The organism is Sediminimonas sp. (assembly GCF_024637375.1).
Lineage (GTDB): Bacteria > Pseudomonadota > Alphaproteobacteria > Rhodobacterales > Rhodobacteraceae > Sediminimonas.
The window spans coordinates 53,816-75,014 of record NZ_JAGXFK010000029.1 but is presented as its reverse complement, the minus strand read 5'-3'; the positions used below and the strand labels follow the sequence as shown (position 1 = coordinate 75,014).

The window sequence follows — 21,199 nt, the reverse complement described above, 5'->3', positions numbered from 1 at the left end:
TTCGAACCCTGGGAGGGCTTGTACCCTCAACGGTTTTCGAGACCGCCCCGTTCGACCGCTCCGGCACCTCTCCGTCGGCAGCGATGTAATCGCTATGAGCCAGGCTGGCAAGAGGGGATTTCGCGGCCTTTTCCCGGTGCGCGGGTCGGGCGTGCGAGGCGGATTTCTGTGCGACGGTCGCGTGGTGGGGGCTGGTTGCCGGGTGGGCGTGCGCGTGCGGTGCGGCTGGCTTTCGCCCTGGTCCTGGCCTTCGCATATCGACGCGCGCGGGCGCTGCGCGGCTTGAATCGGTTGCGCGCTTGCGCCACCATCGCGCGCACGGTCCGGCTGCCGCCTGCGCAGACCGGGCCCGCCGATGAAAGGAGATCCCGCCATGCTCGCAGCCTTCTTGCAGGTGGTCCGCCGCCTTGCCAGCCGCGTCGGCAGCATGGCCGTGGCGGGGTTGCTGTACCTGTCGGTTCTCGGCGCTCAGGCGGCTCCGGCGGGGGCGCAGACGGCGGATGGCGCGGCGGCGGCGCAGCGGCTGCTGGACGCGCTGCGGCTGTCCGAGCTGGTCGCGGTGATGGCCGAGGAGGGGCTGAGCCACGGGCGCCAGATGGCCGCCGACATGCTGCGCGGCGGTGCGGGCGCGCACCTGGCCGCGCGGCTTGCGCGCATCTACGACCCCGGGCGGATGGAGCAAAGCGTGCGCGCGCGTTTCGCCGAGGCGTTCGCGCAGGCCGATCGGGCCGATGCGGGTCCGCTGATCGCCTTCTTCACCTCGGCCGAGGGGCGCGAGATCGTGGCGCTTGAGCTGGCGGCGCGGCGGGCGTTTCTTGATCCCGAGGTCCAGGCGTCGGCCCGCGCCCGGTATCGCGCGCTGCTGGCGGGCACGGGAGACGACGCGCGGCTCGACGCGGCGCGCGCCCATGTCGCCGCCGGCGACCTGATCGACCGCAATGTCGCGGCGGCGCTGAATGCGAACCTTGCCTTCACGCTGGGGCTGATCGAGGGCGGCGCGCTGGAGATGTCGCGCGAGGCCGCCATCGCGCAGGTCGGGGCCGATGCCGATGTCGTCAGGGACAGCACCGCCGAGTGGGTCATGAGTTACCTGTTGCTGGCCCAGGACGGGTTGAGCGTGGCGCAGATCGAGCAGTACACCGCACTGCTGCGCAGCCGCGCCGGCCGGGCGATGAACAGCGCGCTTTTCACCGCTTTCGGCGAGATGTATGTCGATCTCAGCCATGCCATGGGCCGCGCCCTGGCGGCCGAGATGGCGGCGCGCGACCTGTGAGCGGGCGGATGCGCTTGCGGGGCGGAAAAACCGCTCGGGCGGGCCTTGACTCGGGCGTCTCTTCCTAGGATAAGCGCGCATCGCGCAAGGGGTGATGCCCTTGCGTGGCTTATGCAATATCGCCCGATACGGGGCGCGCTGTCCGCAGGTGGCCATCATGGCCGCAACGCCCGCAAGGGGACCACAGGACGCGGTGGAAAACGAAGGAATTGCGCATGTTTGCGGTCATAAAGACCGGTGGCAAGCAGTACAGGGTTCAGGCGGGGGATATCCTTCGCGTGGAAAAGCTGGCGGCTGACGCGGGTGAGAAGGTTCAGTTCAACGATGTCCTGATGCTGGGCGGCGACAAGACCGTTGTCGGCGCGCCGTTCGTCGACGACGCGGCCGTGCAGGCCGAAGTGGTCGACCAGATCAAGGGCGAGAAGGTCATCAATTTCGTCAAGCGGCGCCGCAAGCACAGCTCCAAGCGGACCCGCGGCCATCGCCAGCGGCTGACCCTGCTGCGGGTGACCGATATCCTGCCCTCGGGCGCGGGCAAGAGTGGCATGAAGGCCGCTGTCGGCGGCACCGCCGCCGTGACGGGGGCTGCTGCCGCCGCGAAACCGGCCGCGAAAAAGACGGATGCCAAGGCCCCGGCCAAGGCGGCGCCGAAACCGGCGGCCCCGGCCGCGACCGACGACCTCAAGGTGCTCGATGGCGTCGGGCCGGCGGCCGAGAAGAAGCTGCGCGAGGCCGGGCTGACCAGCTTCGCCCAGATCGCCGCGCTCAGCGAGAACGACATCGCCGCGATCGAAACGATCAAGATCAAGCCCGAGTGGGTCGAACAGGCCAAAGAACTGGCCAAGGGCTAAAGGAGAGACGAGATGGCACACAAGAAAGCAGGCGGTTCATCCCGTAACGGGCGCGACTCCGCCGGTCGTCGCCTCGGCGTCAAGCTCTACGGTGGCCAGGCGGCCATCCCCGGCAATATCATCTGCCGGCAGCGCGGCACCAAGTGGTGGCCGGGCGAGGGCGTTGGTATCGGCAAGGACCATACCATTTTCGCCACTGTCGAGGGCAAGGTGACCTTTCACAAGGGCCTCAAGGGCCGCACCTTCGTATCGGTTCAGCCCGTGGCGGAGGCCGCCGAATAAGCCGATCTGAAAATCCATCGGATTGCGGGGATCGGCGAAACCGCCGGTCCCCGTTTCGTTTTGGCGGGCACCTTCACCGGCACTCACGTCACCGCGCGCGGTTGTGCGTGCCCCGGTGTTGAATTCCGCGCCCGGCTTCACGACCTTGAAGCCGGGCAGGGGCGCCGCCGGCCAGCGGCAGGCAGTCGCCCGGTCGTGCATTTCGGGAGGAAAAGCGCATGAAGCTGGAAAGAATTACCGACCAACCCGTGATCGCCGCCGACGGGTTCGACCTGCGCCCGGTGCGCGGCTCTGACCTGGGACTCATCGAGATGTACAGCGGCGATGCGCGCGTGGCGGCCAACACCAGCACCATACCGCACCCGCTGCCGCCCGGTGCGATCGAAGCCTACATCGCGCGCGCCCAGCAACCCGACCGCACCGAGGACGTGTGGGTCATGGACGGGGTCAGGTCGGGCGCCGCCGAGGTGATGGGCCTGATCACGCTGGCGCGGATGGATCGCAACCAGTCCGAGATCAGCTACTGGGTGGCGCCGGCCTACTGGAACACCGGCGTTGCCTCGGCTGCCGTGCGCGCCTTGATCGAGGCCAACCCGCAGGAGTGCGAGGCGCTTTTCGCCGAGGTGTTCCAGGATAACCCTGCCTCGGCGCGGGTGCTGACGAATTGCGGTTTCGAATACCTCGGCGACGCCGAAACCTATTGCGTGGCGCGCGGCGCCCGGGTGCCCACCTGGACGTACAGTCGCAAACTTGATTGAGCCCGGCCCGCGCCTTGCGGTATGAGCCGGCGAAAGGAGACGGGCATGAAATTTCTTGACCTCGCGAAGGTTCATATCCGCTCCGGCGCGGGCGGGGCGGGCTGCGCCAGCTTCCGGCGCGAGAAATACATCGAGTTCGGCGGCCCAGATGGCGGTGACGGCGGCCGCGGCGGCGATGTCTGGGCCGAGGTGGTCGAGGGGCTCAATACCCTGATCGACTTCCGCTACCAGCAGCATTTCTTCGCCCGCAACGGCCAGCCGGGGCGCGGCCAGCAATGCACCGGGCGCGACGGCGACGACATCGTGCTGCGCGTGCCCGCCGGCACCGAGGTTCTGGACGAGGACGGCGAAACCGTTATCGCCGATTTGTCCCGACCGGGCGCGCGGGTGTTGCTGGCCAGGGGTGGCAACGGCGGCTGGGGTAACCTGCATTTCAAGACCTCGACCAACCAGGCGCCGCGGCGCGCCAACCCGGGGCAGGACGGGGTCGAGCGCACGCTTTGGCTGCGGCTCAAGCTGATCGCCGATGCCGGGCTTCTGGGCCTGCCCAATGCGGGTAAGTCCACGTTCCTGGCCGCCACCTCGAACGCGCGGCCCAAGATTGCCGATTACCCGTTCACCACGCTGCATCCCAACTTGGGCGTGGTGGGTGTGGACGGCACCGAGTTCGTCATGGCCGACATTCCCGGCCTGATCGCGGGCGCGCACGAGGGGCGTGGCATCGGCGACCGTTTCCTCGGCCATGTCGAGCGCTGCGCGGTGCTGCTGCATCTCGTGGATGCCACCGCCGAGGATGTCGCCGGCGACTACCGCACCATCATCGACGAGTTGGAGGCCTATGGCGGCCACCTGGCCGACAAGCCGCGCATCACCGCGCTGAACAAGGTCGACGCGCTTGACGACGAAATGCGCGCCGCCTGCAAGGCCGAGCTGGAGCAGGCGGCCGGCGGCGCGGTATTCATGCTGTCGGCGGTTACCGGAGAGGGGCTCATGCCGGTTCTGCGCGCGTTGCGTGCCCGGATCGACGCGAGTCGCGGCGAGGTGGCCGAAAGCGAGGACGTGGCGCAGACATGGCAACCCTGAACGAGGCGCGGCGCATCGTTGTCAAGATCGGCTCGGCGCTGCTGGTCGAGACCGGCAGCGGCAACCTGCGGCGCGACTGGCTGGATGCGCTGGCGCTGGACGTCGCCTGGCTCAAGGGACTGGGCAAGGATGTCGCGCTGGTCTCGTCGGGGTCGATTGCGCTGGGGCGCGGGGTTCTGAGGCTGCCCGGCGACAAGCTGGCGCTGGAACAAAGTCAGGCGGCGGCGGCAGTGGGCCAGATCCGTCTGGCGCGCGCCTACGAAGAGGCGCTGGCGCCGCACGGGCTGACCACTGCGCAGGTGCTGGTGACGCTGGAAGACAGCGCCGACCGGCGCCGCTATCTCAATGTGCGCGCCACCATGGCGCAGCTTCTGCGCCTCGGCGTGGTGCCGATCGTCAACGAGAACGACACCATCGCCACTGACGAGATCCGCTATGGCGACAACGACCGGCTGGCGGCGCAGATGGCGGTGACGCTGGGTGCCGACCAGTTGATCCTGCTGTCGGACGTGGACGGGTTCTATTCCGCCAACCCGCGCCTCGACCCGGACGCGCGCCATTACCCGGTGATCGACCGGATTACGCCTGCGCTCGAGGCGCAGGCCGGTGATGCCGGCACCGGGCTGTCCAAGGGCGGCATGCGCACCAAGCTGATGGCCGGGCGCATGGCCACCGCGGCGGGATGCCACATGGCGATCACCGAAGGCTCGCGCGCGCGCCCGCTCAGCGCGCTTTACGGTGGCGCGCGGGCGACATGGTTCACCGCCCATGATGACCCGCAACTGGCGCGCAAACGCTGGATCGCGGCGATGAAGCCGCGCGGCGCGGTGGTCGTGGATGCCGGCGCGGCCCGCGCGCTGGAGCAGGGCAAGAGCCTGCTGCCCGCCGGTGTCACCGCGGTATCGGGCGAATTCGGTCGCGGTGACCCGGTTGCCATCGAAGACATGTCGGGGCACAACCTGGGCCAGGGGCTGGCACGCTATACCGCCGCCGAGGCACAGGCGATCAAGGGCCACCGCAGCGACGAGATCGAAGGCCTGCTGGGCTATCCGGGCCGCGCCGCGCTTGTCCATCGCGACGACATGGCGCTTTGAGCGGGGGCGCGCAAGCGGCCCACCAAGAGGACGATGACATGAGCGAAGACCACGACATCCCCGCCATGATGGCCGGTATCGGCGCCCGCGCCCGCGCCGCTGCCGCGGAACTGGCCCATGCCGATGCCGGTGCCCGCCGCGCGGCGCTGGAGGCCGCCGCCGACTGCGTGCAGGCGCGGCGCGACGAGATCCTTGCCGCCAACGCCCGCGACCTTGAATTCGGCCGCGAAAAGGGCCTGTCGGGGGCCATGATGGACCGGCTGGCACTGGACGCGGGGCGCATCGACGCCATCGCCACCGGCCTGCGGGCGGTGGCGCAACAGGACGATCCCGTCGGCGCGGTGATGGCCGAATGGGACATGCCTTCGGGGCTGCATATCGCCCGCGTGCGCACGCCCCTGGGGGTGATCGGCGTGATCTACGAAAGCCGCCCCAACGTCACCGCCGATGCCGGGGCGCTGTGCCTGAAATCGGGCAACGCGGTGATTTTGCGCGGCGGATCGGAAAGCTTTCATTCCTCGCGCGCGATCCATGCCTGCCTGGTCGAGGGGCTGCACGCTGCGGGGCTACCGGAGGACGCGGTGCAACTGGTCCCCACCCGCGACCGTGCCGCGGTCAGCCGGATGCTGACCATGACCGACAGCATCGACGTGATCGTGCCGCGCGGCGGCAAGGGGCTGGTGGGGCTGGTCCAGGCCGAGGCGCGGGTGCCGGTATTCGCCCATCTCGAAGGCATCGTGCACATCTACATCGACAAGGCCGCCGATGCCGAGAAGGCGCTGCGCGTGGTGCTCAACGCCAAGACCCGCCGCCCCGGCATTTGCGGCGCGGTGGAATGCCTGCTGATCCACCGTGACGTGGCCGACACCGTGGGCCAGGGCGTGATCCGGGCGCTGATCGACGCCGGTGTCGAGGTGCGCGCCGACCCGACCCTGCAATCGGTGCCCGGCACCGTTCCGGCCGGCGAAGACGACTGGGGGCGCGAATACCTCGACATGATCATCGCCGCGCGGGTGGTGGACAGCCTGGATGATGCCATCGCCCATGTGCGCCGCTTCGGCTCGGGCCATACCGATTGCATCCTCACCGAGGACGACGCCGCCGCGGCGCGGTTCTTCGAGCGTCTCGACAGTGCCATAGTGATGCGCAACAGCTCGACCCAGTTCGCCGATGGCGGCGAGTTCGGCATGGGCGCCGAGATCGGCATCGCCACCGGCAAGCTACACGCCCGCGGCCCGGTGGGGGCCGAGCAACTGACCAGTTTCAAGTACCTCGTCACCAGCGACGGTGCCACGCGCAAGGGCTGAGTTCGGACAGGGCAGGGGTGTGCCCGCGCCGCCCTTCAGCCGGGCCGCGCCCGCCGGTCGGGCGGCATGCCGGCGCGCACCGCCGCCTCGACATGCGCGGCCAGCGCCTTGCGGTCGCGGAAATCGGCCACCCGCACGGGCGGGTGATAGACCACCTCGACCCGGCCCTGGCGCGGTGCCGCCAGCACCTTGAGCAGGTGATGTGCGAAATCCATCTCGCCCCACCAGCCGTAAAAGCGCGGCTCCGCCCCGTTTGGCGCGTGGTAGATCAGCGTCACCGGCTGGACGTGCAGCGCCTCGCGCAACCCGGCGCTGAAGAAGGCCTCGAACAGGGTCGGTTTGAACGGCAGCACCACCCGCCCGTCGGTCGAGGTGCCCTCGGGGAAGAACAACAGCTTGTGCCCCGCCATCAGCCGCGCCACGAACAGAGCCGTGTGGCCGCGCGCGGCGCGCGGGTTGCGGTCGATGAACACGGTGCCGGTGGCGCGCGCCAGCCAGCCGATGAGGGGCCAGCGCGCGACCTCGGACTTGGAGACGAAATAAACCCGCTTGCCGGCGTTGAGCACGAAGATGTCCAGCCACGAAGCATGGTTGGACACCACCGCGCCGCGTTCATGCATTCGTGTGCCGCGGACCTCGTAGCGCAGCCCCAGGATCATCAGCGCGGCGCGGCAGACGCCCTGGGTGATGCGCGGGGTCAGCGGCCGGTGCAGGCCGTAGAGGGGCCGCTCGACCAGCCGCAGCGCCAGCAGCACCACCAGCCCGCCGAATACCACAAACGCCATCGGCACGCCGCGCCATATCACCCGCAGCCAGCCCGCGGCGGTGATGCGCACCGCCGGCGGTTCGGGCGGCGGGGTCCATTCGGCGCTCATCCGGCGCTCCTTTTGTCGCTGCCGCGCTGATAGAATGCGCGCCGGGCCGGATCGACGCGGGCCATGTCCAGCACCAGGCACACGTCGGTGGTGTTGAAATCGCGGTCCACGAAGGCCCCGTCACCGACGCAGCCACCCAGGCGCAGATAGGCCTTGATCAGCGCCGGCACCGTCAGCATCGCCGCCCGGCGGTCAAGCTGTCCTTCGGGGATGAGGTCCATCGCCGCGGCGCCGGGCGGGCGGGCGCGCACGCGCAACCCGGGCGGTGCCAGGTGGCGGTGATGCAGCAGCGACAGCGGCTGTGCCAGTGCCTGCACGTCGGTGCCATGGAAACTGGCCACCCCGAACAGGATCTCGATGCCGCGGGCGCTGATATGGTCGGCCAGGGCGCTCCACATCACGTGCATCGCGCCGCCGCCGCGATAGTCGCGATGCAGGCAGGAACGCCCCAGTTCCAGCAACCGCCGGCCGCTGCGACGCAGCGGCGCGAGATTGTACTCGTCCTCGGAATAGAACTGCCCGGCGCGCGTCGCGCCGGCCTCGTCCAGCAGCCGGTAGACACCCACCACCTGCGCCCCCTCGGGGCGGGTCAGATCGCGCAGGATCAAGTGTTCGAAGAAGGGGTCGAAGCGGTCGCGTTCGAGCCGCGCATCGTGATCGACCATCGGCCCGCCGCCGCCCAGCTCGGCCACGAACACCTCGTAGCGCAGCCGCTGCGCGGCGTGCAGCTCGGTCTCGGAGCGTGCCAGCCCGACCTCGAATTGCGGCACCTCGCGGCTCATTTCAGCCCGTCCATTCCCTTGCCTGACCGCGCTTTTACGCGCGCGCGCAGCGGCTGACAACATGCCATGCGGCGCCGGTACGGCCGCGCTTTGCGCGCCCGCCGGGTCCGTGATAACCATTTGTTAACAAAGCTCAGTCATCAAACACTGGCAAGAGCGTCACGCGGGAGCCTTCAATGACTACCTTGCCGGCATCGGGGAAATTCACCGTGATGCGGCCGCCGATATTGGATTGCACCTGCCCGGTGCCCCAATCGGGGCGATCGGGGTGGCGCACGCGCATCCCGGGCGTGAGCAACGCGTTGAGGTCGGTCATCGGCAAATCCCTCGATCGGAGTTGAACTTGGTACAAGGTAATACCCGGCTGGCGACATTGGTAGGCTCGCGCATCTGTCACGACCTGATCAGCCCCGTGGGCGCGGTCATGAACGGGTTGGAAATGATGCAGCTTGCCCATGAAAGCACCACCCCCGAGATGGACCTGATCGGCGACAGCGTCCCGAATGCCACGGCACGCATCCGGTTTTTCCGTATTGCTTACGGCGCTGCCGGTGACGACCACGCCATCGGTGCTTCGGAAATCCGCGACATCCTCGCCGACCTGGGGCGCAGCGGTCGGGTACAACACGACTGGCAGGTAAGCCGCGACGTGGCCCGCGCCGAGGCGAGGCTTGCCTTCCTGGCGATCCAGGCGCTGGAAACGGCGCTGCCGCGCGGCGGCGCCATCGCCATCGCGCAGGCGGCGGACAACCGTTGGTGGCTACAGGCGACGGGGCGGCGGGTCGTTTGCCCGCCCGACATGGCCGCGATGCTGCGCGACGGGCCCGACGCGGCGGCGTTGTAGCCGGCGACGGTGCAGTTCGCGCTTCTGGCCGAACTCGCGGGCGCGGCCGGGCGCACCCCCTCGCTGGAAGGCGGCGCGGAGGATGATGCGCTCACGCTTTGGCTGTGACCCTGCTGACCGGGGTTCAGCCCATCGCGGCGATCAGCCGGCCCATCTCGGCCACCGGGTCGTCGGCGCTCCAGACCTCGGGCCCGAGGGCGAAGAAATCGGTCACCGGCGCCAGATCGCGGATCAACCCGGCATCGAGCGCGCCTTCGGCCACCACCGGCAGCTCGATCATTTGCGACCACCATTCGAACAGGTCCGCCTCGGCGCGGTTGCCATCACCCAGCCCCGTCTGCCCCACCGGCCCGAAGGCGACGTAGTCGGCGCCCGCCTCGCCGGCGCTCAGCCCGTCATGGCGCGATGTCCCGCACCACGCGCCGACGATGGCCTCGCTGCCCAAGGCCTTGCGCGCCTTGCGCACCGAACGCGAGGCGTCGCCCAAATGAACGCCGTCCAGGCCCAGACGCTCGACCAGCAGGATGTGGCTGTCGATCACGATGGGCACGTCGCGGGCGTGGGCCAGCTCGCGCAAGGTGTCGGTGGCGCGCGCGGTGTCGTCTTCGGCGGCGCCGGGCAGGTTCAGGCGCAGGCAGGCGATGGGGTGGCTGTCCAGCATCCGCGCCAGCAACTCGGGAAAGGCGTCAAGATCGATCACCGGCGGGGTGATCAGGTAAATCTGCGGCACTTCGGCATCGGTCATGGCATTGTCCTGTCTTCGGCTGCGGCCCCTATAGCGTGGCCCGCGGGATTTGGCCATCACCGCGGCGAAGGTCGTTTTCGTGCAAAGCGGTTTTGCACGGGTGGCCCTTGTCGCCGTGCCGCTCTATAGTCAGGATCGCAACGCAACCGACAGGATAAGCACCGTGCGCGACCTGAACATCCCCCAGCAACGCCACCCTGAAAAGGCGCACCGCGCCGACAACGCCCAGCCCAAGAAGCCAAGCTGGATCAGGGTCAAGGCGCCGGGCGGCAAGGGATATGCCGAAACCCACCGCATCATGCGCGAACACAACCTGACCACCGTGTGCGAGGAGGCCGGCTGCCCCAATGCCGGCGAATGCTGGAGCGCCGGCCACGCCACCATGATGATCATGGGCGAGATCTGCACCCGTGGCTGCACGTTTTGCAACATCGCCACCGGCCGGCCGCAGGCGCTGGACGCGTTCGAGCCCGGCCGCGTCGCCGACGCGGTCGCCAAGCTGGGGCTGAACCATGTCGTCATCACCAGCGTCGATCGCGACGATCTGGAAGACGGCGGCGCCGAGCATTTCGCGATGACGATCCGCGCCATCCGCAAGCGCGCGCCCGGCACCACGGTCGAGATCCTGACCCCCGATTTCCTCAAGTGTCCGGCCAGCGCGCTGGAAACCGTGGTCGCGGCGCGGCCGGACGTGTTCAACCACAATCTCGAAACCGTGCCCGGCCTCTACCCCGAGGTGCGCCCCGGCGCGCGCTATTTCCACTCGCTGCGGCTGCTGCAGCGCGTCAAGGAGCTTGACCCGGCGATGTTCACCAAGTCCGGCATCATGGTCGGGCTGGGCGAAGAAGCGCCGCAGGTGCGCCAGGTGATGGACGACATGCGCTCGGCCGGCGTCGATTTCCTGACCATCGGCCAGTACCTGCAACCCACACCCAAGCACCACGCGGTGGATCGATTCGTTCACCCCGACGAGTTTGCCGCCTACGAGCGGGCCGCCTACGGCAAGGGGTTCCTGATGGTGTCGGCCACGCCACTGACACGGTCGAGCTATCACGCCGGAGAGGATTTCGCCCGCCTGCGCGCCGCGCGGCTGGCCAGCCTGGCCTGATCGCCGCTCACGCATATCACAACAACGAGGGGCCTTGCCCATGGACCTGCTGAAAGACCTGACGCTGGAAAACCTCCGGGTCGAGATGGACGAGGGTGGCATCGCCATCGTCACGCTGGCGCGCGCGGCCAAGCGCAACGCGCTCGATTCGGCCACTGTCGAGGAACTGATCGAGGTCTTTTCGCGGCTGCCTCGCGCCGGGGCGCGGGCGGTGGTGCTGCGCGCCGACGGCACGCATTTCTGTGCCGGGCTCGACCTAGTCGAACACCACACCGAACAACGCCGCCCCGAGGATTTCATGCACCTGTGCCTGCGTTGGCACGAGGCATTCAACAAGATGGAATACGGCGGCGTGCCGATCATCGCCGCGCTCAAGGGCGCGGTGGTGGGCGGCGGGCTGGAACTGGCCTCTTCGGCGCATGTGCGGGTGGCCGACCAAAGCACCTATTTTGCCCTGCCCGAGGGCCAGCGCGGCCTGTTCACCGGCGGCGGGGCCACCATCCGCGTGGCCGACCTGGTCGGCAAGGCGCGGATGATCGACATGATGCTGACCGGGCGCATCTACCAGCGCGACGAGGCGGTGCAGGTCGGCCTGTGCCAGTACCTGGTCGATGACAGCGAGGCCAAGGCGATGGAACTGGCCCGCACCGCCGCGGCCAACCCGCCGCTGTCGAATTTCGCCATCTGTTCGGGCATCAGCCACATGCAGAACATGTCGGCGCTCGATGCGTCTTACGCCGAATCGGTGCTCGCCGGGATCGTCAACACGCAGCCTGCTTCGAACGAACGGCTCGAAGCCTTTGCCAACAAGACCGGGGCGCGCGTCCGACCCGAATGACGGCGCGCGGCGTTCAACCGCCAGCCTGCCACAGCGCCCCCGCTTCGGCACGGATGATCCGGGCCAGCGTGGCGCAATCGTCCAGGCTGAAGGTCAGCGGCAGGCGCATGTCCAGCAAGCCCGCCAGAACCCGGTCGGTCTGCGGTAGCCGCTGGACCGGGGCATAGCGCCAGCTATCGTAACGGCTGGTGAACCCCGTCGGTTCGGGGGCGCCGAACCATTTCAGCTCGACCCCGCGCGCGGCACAGCGGGCCAACAGCGCCGTGATCCGTTCCGCCGGCCAATCCGGTGCCAGGAACTGGAATGACGAGCCGACGAAGCCCTCTTGCTCGGGCCGCTCGATCACGTGTAGCCCCGGCGTGCCGCGCAACCCGTCCTCGACCACCCGGTAACGCGCCGTCCACGCCGCGCATTGCGCCGCAAGCCGGCCCAGTTGCGGGCGCAGGATCGCCGCGCGCAGGTTGTCCATACGGCCCGAAATATTGGGCATTTCGTATTTCGCGGCCTCGAAGGCCTCGGGACCGGGTGCCGCGAGGTGCCGCTCATAGAGCATGTAAGACCCCGAGAGCACCACCGCGCGGGCCATCAACTCGGCGTCACGGGTGATCAGCAACCCTCCTTCGCCCGAATTCAGGTGCTTGTAGCTCTGCGTCGAGAAACAGCCCACCAGCCCATGCGTGCCCGAAAGCTGCCCGCGCCAGGTGGCGCCCATGGTGTGGGCGCAATCCTCGATCACGGTCACGCCGGCGGCGTCGCAGATCGCCATCAGCCGGTCCATGTCGCAGATATGCCCGCGCATGTGGCTGAGCAGCAGCACCCGCGCACGGTCGGCCTTGGCGGCCAGGTCGTCGAGGTCGATGGTCAGGTCTTCGCACACCTCGACATGCACCGGCACCGCGCCGATGGCGGCGATGGCGCCGGGCACCGGCGCCAGGGTAAAGGCGTTGCTGAGCACCGGATCGCCGGGCCCCACGCCGACCGCGCGCAGCGCCGTGCTCATGGCGTGCCCGCCCGAGGCCACCGCCAGTGCGTAGGGCACGCCCATCATGGCGGCAAAGTCACGCTCCAGCAGGGCCGCCTCGCCGGCCTCGCCGGGGGCCGTGTTGTAGCGGTGCAACCGCCCCGTGCGCATCACCGCGACGGCGGCCTCGATCGCCTCTTCGGGGATCGGCTCCTGCTGGGTGAAACTGCCGTTAAACACTTCGGTCATGGGCCATTGATGCGGCGCGCCGTGGGCGTCGTCAATGCCCTCGCAGCGTCATGCCGGCGACGTGGTGTCCGCAGGCAGCAGCCGCTGCACGACCGGGGGCAATTCATGATAGGCGCCGATCACCGCCTCGGGCGCCATCGCGGCCACGCCGGCGCCGTCGGGGCCGAACCCCACCAGCACGCAGGGCATCCCGGCGGCGCGGGCGGTGTCGCGGTCGGTGCGGGTGTCGCCCACCAGCAGGGCGTGACCCGGCGCGCCGCCGGCGCGGCGCACCGCCTCGTGCAGCGTCGCGGGGTCGGGTTTGCGCACCGATAGGGTATCGGCGCCGATCAGCGAATCGAACGCCCCGCGCACCCCCAGCCGGTCGAGCAGCAACTCGGCCAGCGCAGCAGGCTTGTTGGTGCAGATGCCCAGCCGGCACCCGGCGGCGCGCAGCGCCGCGACCGCGTCCATGGCACCGGGGTAAAGCGTGGTGTGGGTGTCGATGTCGCGCGCATACGCTTCCAGCAGCAGCGGGTAGCCCGCCTCGACCGCCGCGGCTCTCTCGGGCGGCGGCAACTGGCGCAGGGCGCGCTCCAGCATCGCGCGACCACCGTGAAAGGCCACGCCCGCGTCGCGTCCCGGTTCCAGCGGATCGCCGGTGCCCAACTCGCGCAGGCAGGCATTGGCCGCGGCGATCAGATCGCCACTGGTATCGGCCAGGGTGCCGTCAAGATCGAAGATCACCGTGCGCATCCCGCCGCCCCTCGCCATGCTAGAGCTTGGACGAGATCACGCCGGTGGCAAAGCCGCCCATGCGCAATTCGCCGAACAGGCGCTGGTACTCGATCTTGGGGCAGCGGTTCATCACCACGTCGACGCCGCGCGCGCGGGCGCGCTCGGCCGCCTCGGGGCTGGTGACGCCGATCTGCATCCAGATGGTTTGCAGGTTCGCAAAGCACGCCAGCGCCTCGTCGACGATGGGCGGGACGTGTTCGGAACGGCGGAAGATGTCGACCATATCGACGCCGCCCTCGATTTCTGACAGGGCCGCGTGCACACGCTGGCCGAACAGCCGTTCGCCGGCGTGGCCGGGGTTGACCGGCAGCACCGTATAGCCCTTGAGGCCAAGGTAGCGGGCCACGTAATAGCTGGGCCGCACCGGGTTCATCGATACGCCGACCACCGCGATGCGCTTGGTGCGCCGCAGGATCGTGGTGAGGAATTCGTCGCTCAATGTCTGCTCCATGCGCCCCTTCTACCGCGGTGCGGCGGAAGAAAAAAGCGCCCAAAAAAGCGCCCGGGGCAAACCCGGGCGCCAGTCACGGAACGAGGGACAGTGAAATGAAACGCGAGGGTTCCGTATTCGCGCTTCTGACCCATTACATAGGAAGTGATGACAACCGGGAAAGGGCTGCTGATGAAAATGTGATCGCGGCGCGCGGGCGGGCTCAGGGCGCGGGTCGCGCCGCGTATAGCGCCACCGCCGCCGCGTTGGACACGTTGAGCGAGCCGAAGCCCCCCGAGGTGCCGATGCGCACCACTTCGTCGCAGGTCTCGCGCGTGCGCGGCCGCAGGCCCGGCCCCTCGGCCCCCAGCACCAGCGCCACGGCGCGGTTGCGGATGTCTTGCAGGCCCGCGTCGATGTCGCGCGCGCCTTCGCCATCAAGACCCAGCAGCACGTAGCCCATGGCGCGCAACTCCTGCATCGTGTCGGCCAGGTTGCGCACCCGCAGATAGGGCTGGCGCTCCAGCGCGCCGCTGGCGGTCTTGGCCAGCGCGCCGGTTTCGGGGGCGCTGTGGTGGCGCGGCGCGATCACGGCGCGGGCGCCGAACACCTCGGCCGAGCGCAGGATCGCGCCCACGTTGTGCGGGTCACTGACCCGGTCCAGCAGCACCACGCGCGGCGGGGCGCTGTCGGGGCCGCCGGCGCAGCGCGCCTGCACCGTGCCCCAGTCGAGCGGCCGCGCCTCCAGCGCCGCGCCCTGGTGCACCGATTGCGGGTCGATCGGCGGCGCGAACTTGCGCGGGTCGATGATCTCGGGCGTGATCGTGCTTGCCGCGATGGCCTCGGACAGCTTGTCGGCGGCGTTCTTCGTCACCATCAGCCGCAGCTTTTCGCGCGCCGGGTTCAGCAGCGCGTCACGCACCGCGTGCAACCCGAACAGCCACACCGTGACGGTGGCGGCGTCGCGCCGCGTGCGTTCCTTCTCGATCACCCATTTGGGTTTCTTCATGGCTCTCGCCCCCGTTTGCGCCCGCGTCCCTGCATGCGCCGGGGGCCGGGTGGCTGCAAGGATTTTCCTGTTGACGCCCTCCGACCCCGCTAGTAGTCACCCTGCCACATTCCGCGGTGTTCCGCGAATGTGGGCGACGCGCTGCAAGGTGCGGCAGCGGACTGTAAATCCGCCGGGGAGACCCACGCCTGGTTCGATTCCAGGGTCGCCCACCACACCCCCTCCCTCGACGGTTCCCAAGATGGCGTTGCGAACGCACCGGGGCGCGCGTCCGGTGCACCGGCGTCGCCTGCGATGGGCGTTGCTCACGCGGTGCTCACTTCGGCGTGTGGCGTGCGCCGGGGCGATGGTGGGGTGCGTGAGTTGCTGCTAAGGGATCGCCAAACCGATCGCATCGCAGGAAGGACCGCCAATGGATGCCGTTGTCATCGTTGCCGTTTTCGCGCTTGTCGCGGCTTTGAGCCTGTGGGTGGCGCCGCGCCGCGCCAGCGTCGAGGGGTTCTTTGGCGGGCGTGGCACCGCGGGCCAGGCGCCGGGGCTGTGGATGCTGGTGCTCAGCCAGGTGACGACCTGGATCTTCGCGCGCTCGCTGATGAACGCCGCGATCCTGGGGTACTATTACGGCATCGCGGGCACGCTGGCCTACGCGGCCTATTACGGCTCGTTCCTGACCGGTGGGCTGATCGTGGACCGGCTGCGCGCCGCAGGCGCGGGGTCGGTGCAGGACTGGCTGCACGCGCGCTTTGGCCGGGTGGGCACGGTGGCCTATAACGTGGTGATCGCGCTGCGCCTGTTGTCCGAGGTCTTTGCCAACCTGTTGGTGGTCGGGCTGATCTTCGGCGCGCTGTGGCCCGCGGCGGGCACCTGGGCGATCCTGGCAGTGGCGACGCTGGGGCTGGCCTATTCCGCCTGGGGTGGGCTGAGCGCGGCGCTCCGCACCGACGTGGTGCAGATGGTGCTGTTTTTGGGCGTATTCGCGGCGGCCTTTGCGGCGCTGCTGCTCAGTCCCGGGTTCAGCCCGGGCGCGGTGCTGACGGCGCCCGGCGTGGCCGGGTCGGCCAATGGCTGGATCCTGTTGTTGGTGGCCGGGTTGCAGGTGTTTTCCTACCCCGCCCACGACCCGGTGATGATGGATCGCGGCTTCATCGCCGATCGCGCGGTGACGCGGGCATCGTTCCTGCACGCGTTCTGGATATCGACACTGCTGATCATCGGTTTCGGCCTGTTCGGCATCCAGGCGGGGCTGGAAGGCGCCGCCTACGAGGGGCAGCTCATCGGCACCTGGGCGGGGATGTTCCCGCCATGGGTGTTCGCCGCGCTGATGCTGAGCCTGCTGATCTCGGCGCTCAGCACGCTCGATTCGGCGCTGTCGAGCGCCGCGCGGCTGGTGGTCGAGGAACTGCGTCTGGCGCCGCGTAGCCTGGCCGGCGGGCGGGTGGCGATGCTGACCTTCATGGCGGTCGGCGCGGTTCTGACCCTGTGGGGAAACCAGACCCTGTTCGATGCCGTGGCGGTCAGCGGCACCGCGTCGATGTTCCTGACGCCGGTCCTGATGGTTGGCTTGCTGGGCGGGCGCGGTATCTCGCGCGCGGGTTATCTGGGTGCTTTCGTTGCCGCCACGACCGGGGCGCTGGCCTATTTCCTGCGCGATGTGCCGGTCGTGGCCGTGACCCTGCCCGAGGGGCACAAGTACCTGCAGCTACTGGCGATCTGCGTCGTGGTCCTGATCATCGGCTTTGCCAGCGTACTGGCCGCGCCGGGCAGGGTTGCAGGGCACGGGCGGGGCTGCTAGAGGGCTGAAAACCCGATCAAAGTGATCGGATACCGCCCGGAGATTGCCGTGCCTTCCGCGCCTGCCGCCCCCGCTGTTCCCCGGCTGGAGATCCGCGATCTTGTGCGTCGCTACGACGGCAAGACGGTGGTCGATCATGTCTCGCTCGCGGTGATGCCGGGTCAGGTGACCTGCCTGCTGGGGCCTTCGGGGTGCGGCAAGTCGACCACGCTGCGCATGATCGCCGGGGTCGAGATACAGGACGAGGGCGAGATTCATGTCGATGGCAAGCTGATCTGCGACACCATCTTCCGGGTGCCGCCCGAGCATCGCGCGATCGGGCTGATGTTCCAGGATTTCGCGCTGTTCCCGCATCTCAACGTGGCCGGCAACGTGGCCTTCGGCCTGTCGGGACCGCGCGAGGCGCAGCGCGCCCGCGTCGAGGAACTGCTGCATCGGGTCGGCATGGCGCGGTTCATCGACGCCTTCCCGCACGAGTTGTCGGGTGGCGAACAGCAGCGCGTGGCGCTGGCGCGCGCCCTGGCGCCGCGGCCACGCATCATGCTGATGGACGAGCCCTTTTCGGGGCTCGACAACCGCCTGCGCGACGACATTCGAGATCAGACACTGGACATCCTGCGCGACGAGGACGCGGCGGTTCTGCTGGTCACGCACGAACCCGACGAAGCGATGCGCATGGCCGACGAGATCGCGCTGATGCGCGACGGAAAAATCGTGCAGCAAGGCGCGCCCTACAACATCTACAACGCCCCGGTGGACCGGCAGGCGGTCGCGTTTTTCAGCGATATCAACGTGATCTGCGGTCGGGTGCAAGGCGCGCTGACGGATACGCCCTTCGGGCAGTTCCTGGCCCCCGGTGTGCCCGATGGCGCCGAGGTCGAGATCGTGATCCGCCCGCAGCACATCAAGATCGACCTCGACCGCGGCGGGCGTGGCCCCAACCCCACCCCGCAGGACGGCGCCGCCGCGCGCGGCGAGGTGGTGCGCGCGCGCTTCATGGGCAGCCAGAGCCTGGTCGAGATCCGCATGGATTACGATGGCTCGGTGCTCAAGGCGCTGGTGCCGGGGGTGTTCCTGCCCGGGCCGGGCAAGCCGCTGTGGCTGATGATCCGGCGCGATCGCTGTTTCGTGTTCCCCGCCATCGCCGGCGCCGCCTGACAGGGCCGCCCGCCCGCGGGGCACGGGCGGCAGGGCGAAAATCCCCGTTCTGCGACGCATTGGTTCTTCCAACTGCGGCGCATCACGATTAGATACGGGAAACACAGGATAAGCGGCCCCGCTGGACACGGGCCGTGTATATGGGAGAGACGACATGCTTAACAATATCGGACTGCCGGGCCTGCTGCTGATCGCGGTGGTCGTGCTGGTGCTTTTCGGGCGCGGCAAGATCAGTTCGCTGATGGGCGAGGTGGGCAAGGGGATCACTTCGTTCAAGAAGGGCGTCTCCGAAGGCTCCAAGGAGTTGGAGGATCAGGCCGAGACAGAGGATGCCAAGGACGTGACCCCCGAGGCCAAGGAACAAGACAAGGACAAGGTCTGATCCATGCTGGACCTCGGCTGGACCGAACTGCTGCTGATCGGCATGGTCGCGTTGATCGTGGTGGGGCCGAAAGATCTGCCGGGGCTGTTCCGGTCGGTGGGTCGGTTCATCGGCAAGGCCAAGGGCATGGCCCGCGAGTTCAGCCGCGCGATGGACGATGCCGCCGAAGGGTCGGGCATGAGCGATATGGCCAATACCTTCCGTGATGTGGCCAATCCCAAGAAGCTGGGCATGGACAAGATCAAGGATGCGACCTCGGACCTGACCGCGATCGACCCCGATTCCGAGACCGGCAAGCTGGCCGAGGAACGCGCCGAAGCGGCACGCAAGATCCGCGAAGCGACCGGGAACAAGGCGCTGGACCGCAAGGCCGCCGAGGCACGCGCCGCCGAGGAGGCGGCCGCCACCAAGGCCGCCGACGCGGGTACCGATTCCGCCAAGCAGGGCACCGCGAAATCCGCGACCGGAAAATCCGGCACGTCCAGGCCCGCCAAGGCGAAGGGCGGCTCCACCGCCAAATCCGGCTCCGCGAAGGGGAATACCGCGAAGGGCACCACCGCGAAAAGTGGTGCGGCCAAATCCGGCGCCGCGAAAGGCGGCACCGCGAAGGAAGGCGCGTCCAAGGCTGGCGCCTCCGGGGCCACCAGCACCAAGGCCGGCACGGCCAGGTCAACCAAGAAGACGGCAACGAAAAAGCCCGCGTCGAAGACGGCGGCGCCCAGCAAGAAGGCCGCCGGGGACAATAAATGAGCGATACCGACGACATCGAGCAAAGCAGCGCGCCGCTGATCGAGCATCTGGCAGAACTGCGAAACCGGCTGATCCATTCGCTGGCGGCTTTCATCGTCGGCATGATCATCTGTTTCACGGTGTGGAACCCGATCTTCAACTTCCTGACCCATCCGCTGTGCAGCGCCATGGCCGAGCGCGGCCATACCGATTGCGGGCTGATCCTGATCAAGCTGCAGGAAGGGTTCTTCGTGGCGGTGTCGATCTCGCTTCTGGGCGGGCTGATGCTGTCGTTTCCCTATATCGCCTTCCAGATGTGGCGCTTCGTGGCGCCGGGGCTCTACCGCAACGAAAAGGGCGCTTTCCTGCCGTTCATGATCGCTTCGCCGTTCATGTTCTTCCTGGGCGCGGCGTTCGCCTTCTACGTGGTCACGCCGCTGGCGTTTGATTTCTTCCTCGGGTTCCAGCAGCCCGGCTCGGTGCTGGGCGAAGGCGCGACCGATACCAGCCCCGCCGCCGGCATCGCCTTCCAGGGCTCGGCGCAGGAATACCTGAGCCTGACGATCAAGTTCATCGTGGCCTTCGGGCTGTGTTTCCAACTGCCGGTGCTGCTGACCCTGATGGGCAAGGCCGGGCTGGTCAGTGCAGACGGGCTGGGCGCGGTGCGCAAATACGCCGTGGTCGCCATCCTGGTGCTGGCCGCGCTGGTCACCCCGCCCGACGTGATCACCCAGGTGATCCTGTTCGTGGTGGTCTTCGGGCTTTACGAGGTGTCGATATGGCTGGTGCGCCGGGTCGAGACCAAGCGCGAGGCCGATCTGCGCGCGCAGGGCCTGTGGTTCGAGGACGATGACGAGGACGAGGACGACCTCGACGACGACCCGATGGCGGCGGAGTTCGACGAGGACGAGGATGACGACCCCGACAAGGGCGGGCACGGCGGGGGCAGGTCGTGAGCGAGGCGCTTGAGCGTATCGCCACCGCGTTGGAGCGGCTGGCCCCCACGCCGCACCCGGCGCCGGATTTCGACGCCGCCGATGCCTTCGTCTGGCATGTCGCGCCCGACCGCCTGTGCCCGGTGGCCGACATCAACCGCGTCGACATCGACCTGCTGTTGGACATCGACCGCGCGCGCGACACGCTGCTGGACAACACCTTGCGTTTCGCGCGCGGCCTGCCGGCCAACAACGCGCTGCTGTGGGGCGCGCGGGGGATGGGCAAGTCGAGCCTGGTCAAGGCGGTGCACGGCGCGGTGCGCGCCGAGGGGCTGCCGCTGAAGCTGGTCGAGCTTCAGCGTGAAGACCTGCCCAGCGTCGGGCGGCTGCTGGCGCTCTTGCGTGACAGCCGCGCGCGGTTCGTGCTGTTCTGCGACGACCTGTCGTTTTCCGGCGACGACCAGCATTACAAGAGCCTCAAGGCGGTGCTGGATGGCGGCATCGAGGGGCGGCCGGAAAACGTGCTGTTCTACGCCACCTCGAACCGCCGCCACCTGATGCCGCGCGACATGATCGAGAACGAACGCTCCAGCGCCATCAACCCGTCCGAGGCGGTCGAGGAAAAGGTCTCGCTGTCGGACCGTTTCGGTCTTTGGCTGGGCTTCCACCCCTGCGGGCAGGATGAATACCTGGCCATGATCCGGGGCTATTGCGCCGCCCACGGCATCGAGATCGACGACGACACACTGCGCGCCGAGGCGATAGAATGGGCCGCCACGCGCGGGGCGCGCTCGGGCCGGGTGGCGTGGCAGTACTTCACCGATCTGGCCGGGCGCCGTGGCGTTGGCATCTGAACCGCTGGCGACGCCGCGCCGGGCTTGCAATGGGCGTTCCGATCTGCGGTACTGCGGTGGGTTGGTCATTTCACCGGGGCGTG

24 protein-coding genes and 1 tRNA gene are annotated in these 21,199 nt (G+C 68.6%); 17 read left to right on the top strand and 8 right to left on the bottom strand.

The genetic code is table 11. The features are described from left to right. Positions 1 to 373 precede the first annotated feature (373 nt). The 7 genes from Q0L89_RS04050 to Q0L89_RS04020 all read left to right on the top strand — a co-directional run bounded on the left by Q0L89_RS04050 (position 374) and on the right by Q0L89_RS04020 (position 6,648). Positions 374 to 1,273 (top strand): DUF2059 domain-containing protein, encoded by a 900-nt coding sequence (locus Q0L89_RS04050; protein WP_296762734.1) that lies wholly within the window; start codon positions 374 to 376, stop codon positions 1,271 to 1,273. A 215-nt stretch (positions 1,274 to 1,488) separates the two neighbouring features. Then, complete coding sequence (locus tag Q0L89_RS04045) at positions 1,489 to 2,124, top strand: 50S ribosomal protein L21 (protein WP_296762732.1); 636 nt, start codon at positions 1,489 to 1,491, stop codon at positions 2,122 to 2,124. A 12-nt stretch (positions 2,125 to 2,136) separates the two neighbouring features. Beyond that, on the top strand, positions 2,137 to 2,406 hold the full coding sequence (rpmA, locus tag Q0L89_RS04040; RefSeq protein ID WP_296762730.1) for a 50S ribosomal protein L27: 270 nt from the start codon (positions 2,137 to 2,139) through the stop codon (positions 2,404 to 2,406). A gap of 218 nt (positions 2,407 to 2,624) precedes the next feature. Continuing rightward, positions 2,625 to 3,164, top strand: coding sequence for a GNAT family N-acetyltransferase (locus Q0L89_RS04035; RefSeq protein ID WP_296762729.1), 540 nt, complete (start codon positions 2,625 to 2,627; stop codon positions 3,162 to 3,164). Positions 3,165 to 3,209: 45 nt separating this feature from the next. Further along, complete coding sequence (obgE, locus tag Q0L89_RS04030) at positions 3,210 to 4,247, top strand: GTPase ObgE (RefSeq protein WP_296762728.1); 1,038 nt, start codon at positions 3,210 to 3,212, stop codon at positions 4,245 to 4,247. Then, a complete protein-coding gene (proB, locus tag Q0L89_RS04025) occupies positions 4,235 to 5,341 on the top strand; it encodes a glutamate 5-kinase (RefSeq protein WP_296762727.1) in 1,107 nt (368 codons plus the stop codon). Before obgE ends, proB begins: the two co-directional genes overlap by 13 nt. 38 nt (positions 5,342 to 5,379) lie before the next feature. Beyond that, positions 5,380 to 6,648 (top strand): glutamate-5-semialdehyde dehydrogenase, encoded by a 1,269-nt coding sequence (locus Q0L89_RS04020; RefSeq protein ID WP_296762726.1) that lies wholly within the window; start codon positions 5,380 to 5,382, stop codon positions 6,646 to 6,648. A gap of 35 nt (positions 6,649 to 6,683) precedes the next feature. On the opposite strand, the gene Q0L89_RS04015 is transcribed toward Q0L89_RS04020, so the two are convergent. The 3 genes from Q0L89_RS04015 to Q0L89_RS04005 all read right to left on the bottom strand — a co-directional run bounded on the left by Q0L89_RS04015 (position 6,684) and on the right by Q0L89_RS04005 (position 8,621). Next, positions 6,684 to 7,523, bottom strand: coding sequence for a 1-acyl-sn-glycerol-3-phosphate acyltransferase (locus Q0L89_RS04015; RefSeq protein WP_296762725.1), 840 nt, complete (start codon positions 7,521 to 7,523; stop codon positions 6,684 to 6,686). Continuing rightward, complete coding sequence (locus Q0L89_RS04010; protein ID WP_296762723.1) at positions 7,520 to 8,305, bottom strand: GNAT family N-acyltransferase; 786 nt, start codon at positions 8,303 to 8,305, stop codon at positions 7,520 to 7,522. The genes Q0L89_RS04015 and Q0L89_RS04010 overlap by 4 nt, the downstream gene beginning before the upstream one ends. A gap of 133 nt (positions 8,306 to 8,438) precedes the next feature. Beyond that, entirely contained in the window at positions 8,439 to 8,621 is a 183-nt protein-coding gene (locus Q0L89_RS04005) for a DUF3553 domain-containing protein (protein ID WP_296762721.1), read from the bottom strand. 21 nt (positions 8,622 to 8,642) lie between these two features. Here Q0L89_RS04005 and Q0L89_RS04000 point away from each other — a divergent pair, with 21 nt between their 5' ends. Then, complete coding sequence (locus Q0L89_RS04000; protein ID WP_296762720.1) at positions 8,643 to 9,149, top strand: histidine phosphotransferase family protein; 507 nt, start codon at positions 8,643 to 8,645, stop codon at positions 9,147 to 9,149. Positions 9,150 to 9,273: 124 nt separating this feature from the next. Here Q0L89_RS04000 and Q0L89_RS03995 read toward each other — a convergent pair whose 3' ends face one another. Beyond that, entirely contained in the window at positions 9,274 to 9,894 is a 621-nt protein-coding gene (locus Q0L89_RS03995) for a thiamine phosphate synthase (RefSeq protein ID WP_296762718.1), read from the bottom strand. Between the two features lie 163 nt (positions 9,895 to 10,057). On the opposite strand from Q0L89_RS03995, the gene lipA reads away from it, so the two are divergent. Together lipA and Q0L89_RS03985 are read left to right on the top strand one after the other, a co-directional pair. Beyond that, positions 10,058 to 11,002 (top strand): lipoyl synthase, encoded by a 945-nt coding sequence (gene lipA / locus Q0L89_RS03990; protein ID WP_296762740.1) that lies wholly within the window; start codon positions 10,058 to 10,060, stop codon positions 11,000 to 11,002. A 40-nt stretch (positions 11,003 to 11,042) separates the two neighbouring features. After that, positions 11,043 to 11,840 (top strand): crotonase/enoyl-CoA hydratase family protein, encoded by a 798-nt coding sequence (locus Q0L89_RS03985; RefSeq protein WP_296762716.1) that lies wholly within the window; start codon positions 11,043 to 11,045, stop codon positions 11,838 to 11,840. Between the two features lie 13 nt (positions 11,841 to 11,853). On the opposite strand, the gene Q0L89_RS03980 is transcribed toward Q0L89_RS03985, so the two are convergent. From Q0L89_RS03980 to Q0L89_RS03965, 4 genes are all read right to left on the bottom strand, one after another. After that, positions 11,854 to 13,050, bottom strand: a complete 1,197-nt coding sequence (locus Q0L89_RS03980) for an aminotransferase class I/II-fold pyridoxal phosphate-dependent enzyme (RefSeq protein WP_296762715.1) — start codon at positions 13,048 to 13,050, stop codon at positions 11,854 to 11,856. Between the two features lie 48 nt (positions 13,051 to 13,098). Beyond that, a complete protein-coding gene (locus Q0L89_RS03975) occupies positions 13,099 to 13,785 on the bottom strand; it encodes an HAD-IA family hydrolase (RefSeq protein WP_296762739.1) in 687 nt (228 codons plus the stop codon). A 19-nt stretch (positions 13,786 to 13,804) separates the two neighbouring features. Next, entirely contained in the window at positions 13,805 to 14,278 is a 474-nt protein-coding gene (locus Q0L89_RS03970; RefSeq protein WP_296762714.1) for a CoA-binding protein, read from the bottom strand. Between the two features lie 202 nt (positions 14,279 to 14,480). Then, positions 14,481 to 15,266 (bottom strand): RNA methyltransferase, encoded by a 786-nt coding sequence (locus Q0L89_RS03965; RefSeq protein WP_296762713.1) that lies wholly within the window; start codon positions 15,264 to 15,266, stop codon positions 14,481 to 14,483. Positions 15,267 to 15,397: 131 nt separating this feature from the next. Here Q0L89_RS03965 and Q0L89_RS03960 point away from each other — a divergent pair. The 7 genes from Q0L89_RS03960 (at position 15,398) to Q0L89_RS03930 (ending at position 21,116) form a co-directional block, all read left to right on the top strand. Beyond that, positions 15,398 to 15,481: transfer RNA gene (locus Q0L89_RS03960), tRNA-Tyr, on the top strand. Between the two features lie 197 nt (positions 15,482 to 15,678). Continuing rightward, positions 15,679 to 17,058: a sodium:proline symporter gene (locus tag Q0L89_RS03955; protein ID WP_296762711.1), complete on the top strand. Its 1,380-nt coding sequence runs from the start codon at positions 15,679 to 15,681 to the stop codon at positions 17,056 to 17,058. Positions 17,059 to 17,106: 48 nt separating this feature from the next. Then, complete coding sequence (locus Q0L89_RS03950) at positions 17,107 to 18,216, top strand: ABC transporter ATP-binding protein (protein ID WP_296762710.1); 1,110 nt, start codon at positions 17,107 to 17,109, stop codon at positions 18,214 to 18,216. A gap of 154 nt (positions 18,217 to 18,370) precedes the next feature. Next, positions 18,371 to 18,598, top strand: coding sequence for a twin-arginine translocase TatA/TatE family subunit (locus Q0L89_RS03945; protein ID WP_296762708.1), 228 nt, complete (start codon positions 18,371 to 18,373; stop codon positions 18,596 to 18,598). A gap of 3 nt (positions 18,599 to 18,601) precedes the next feature. Beyond that, entirely contained in the window at positions 18,602 to 19,348 is a 747-nt protein-coding gene (gene tatB, locus Q0L89_RS03940) for a Sec-independent protein translocase protein TatB (RefSeq protein ID WP_296762706.1), read from the top strand. Next, a complete protein-coding gene (tatC, locus tag Q0L89_RS03935) occupies positions 19,345 to 20,283 on the top strand; it encodes a twin-arginine translocase subunit TatC (RefSeq protein ID WP_296762704.1) in 939 nt (312 codons plus the stop codon). Before tatB ends, tatC begins: the two co-directional genes overlap by 4 nt. Further along, the gene (locus Q0L89_RS03930; protein ID WP_296762702.1) at positions 20,280 to 21,116 is read left to right on the top strand and encodes an ATP-binding protein; all 837 of its coding nucleotides are present in this window, start codon (positions 20,280 to 20,282) and stop codon (positions 21,114 to 21,116) included. The genes tatC and Q0L89_RS03930 overlap by 4 nt, the downstream gene beginning before the upstream one ends. The last annotated feature ends 83 nt before the right edge of the window (positions 21,117 to 21,199 follow it).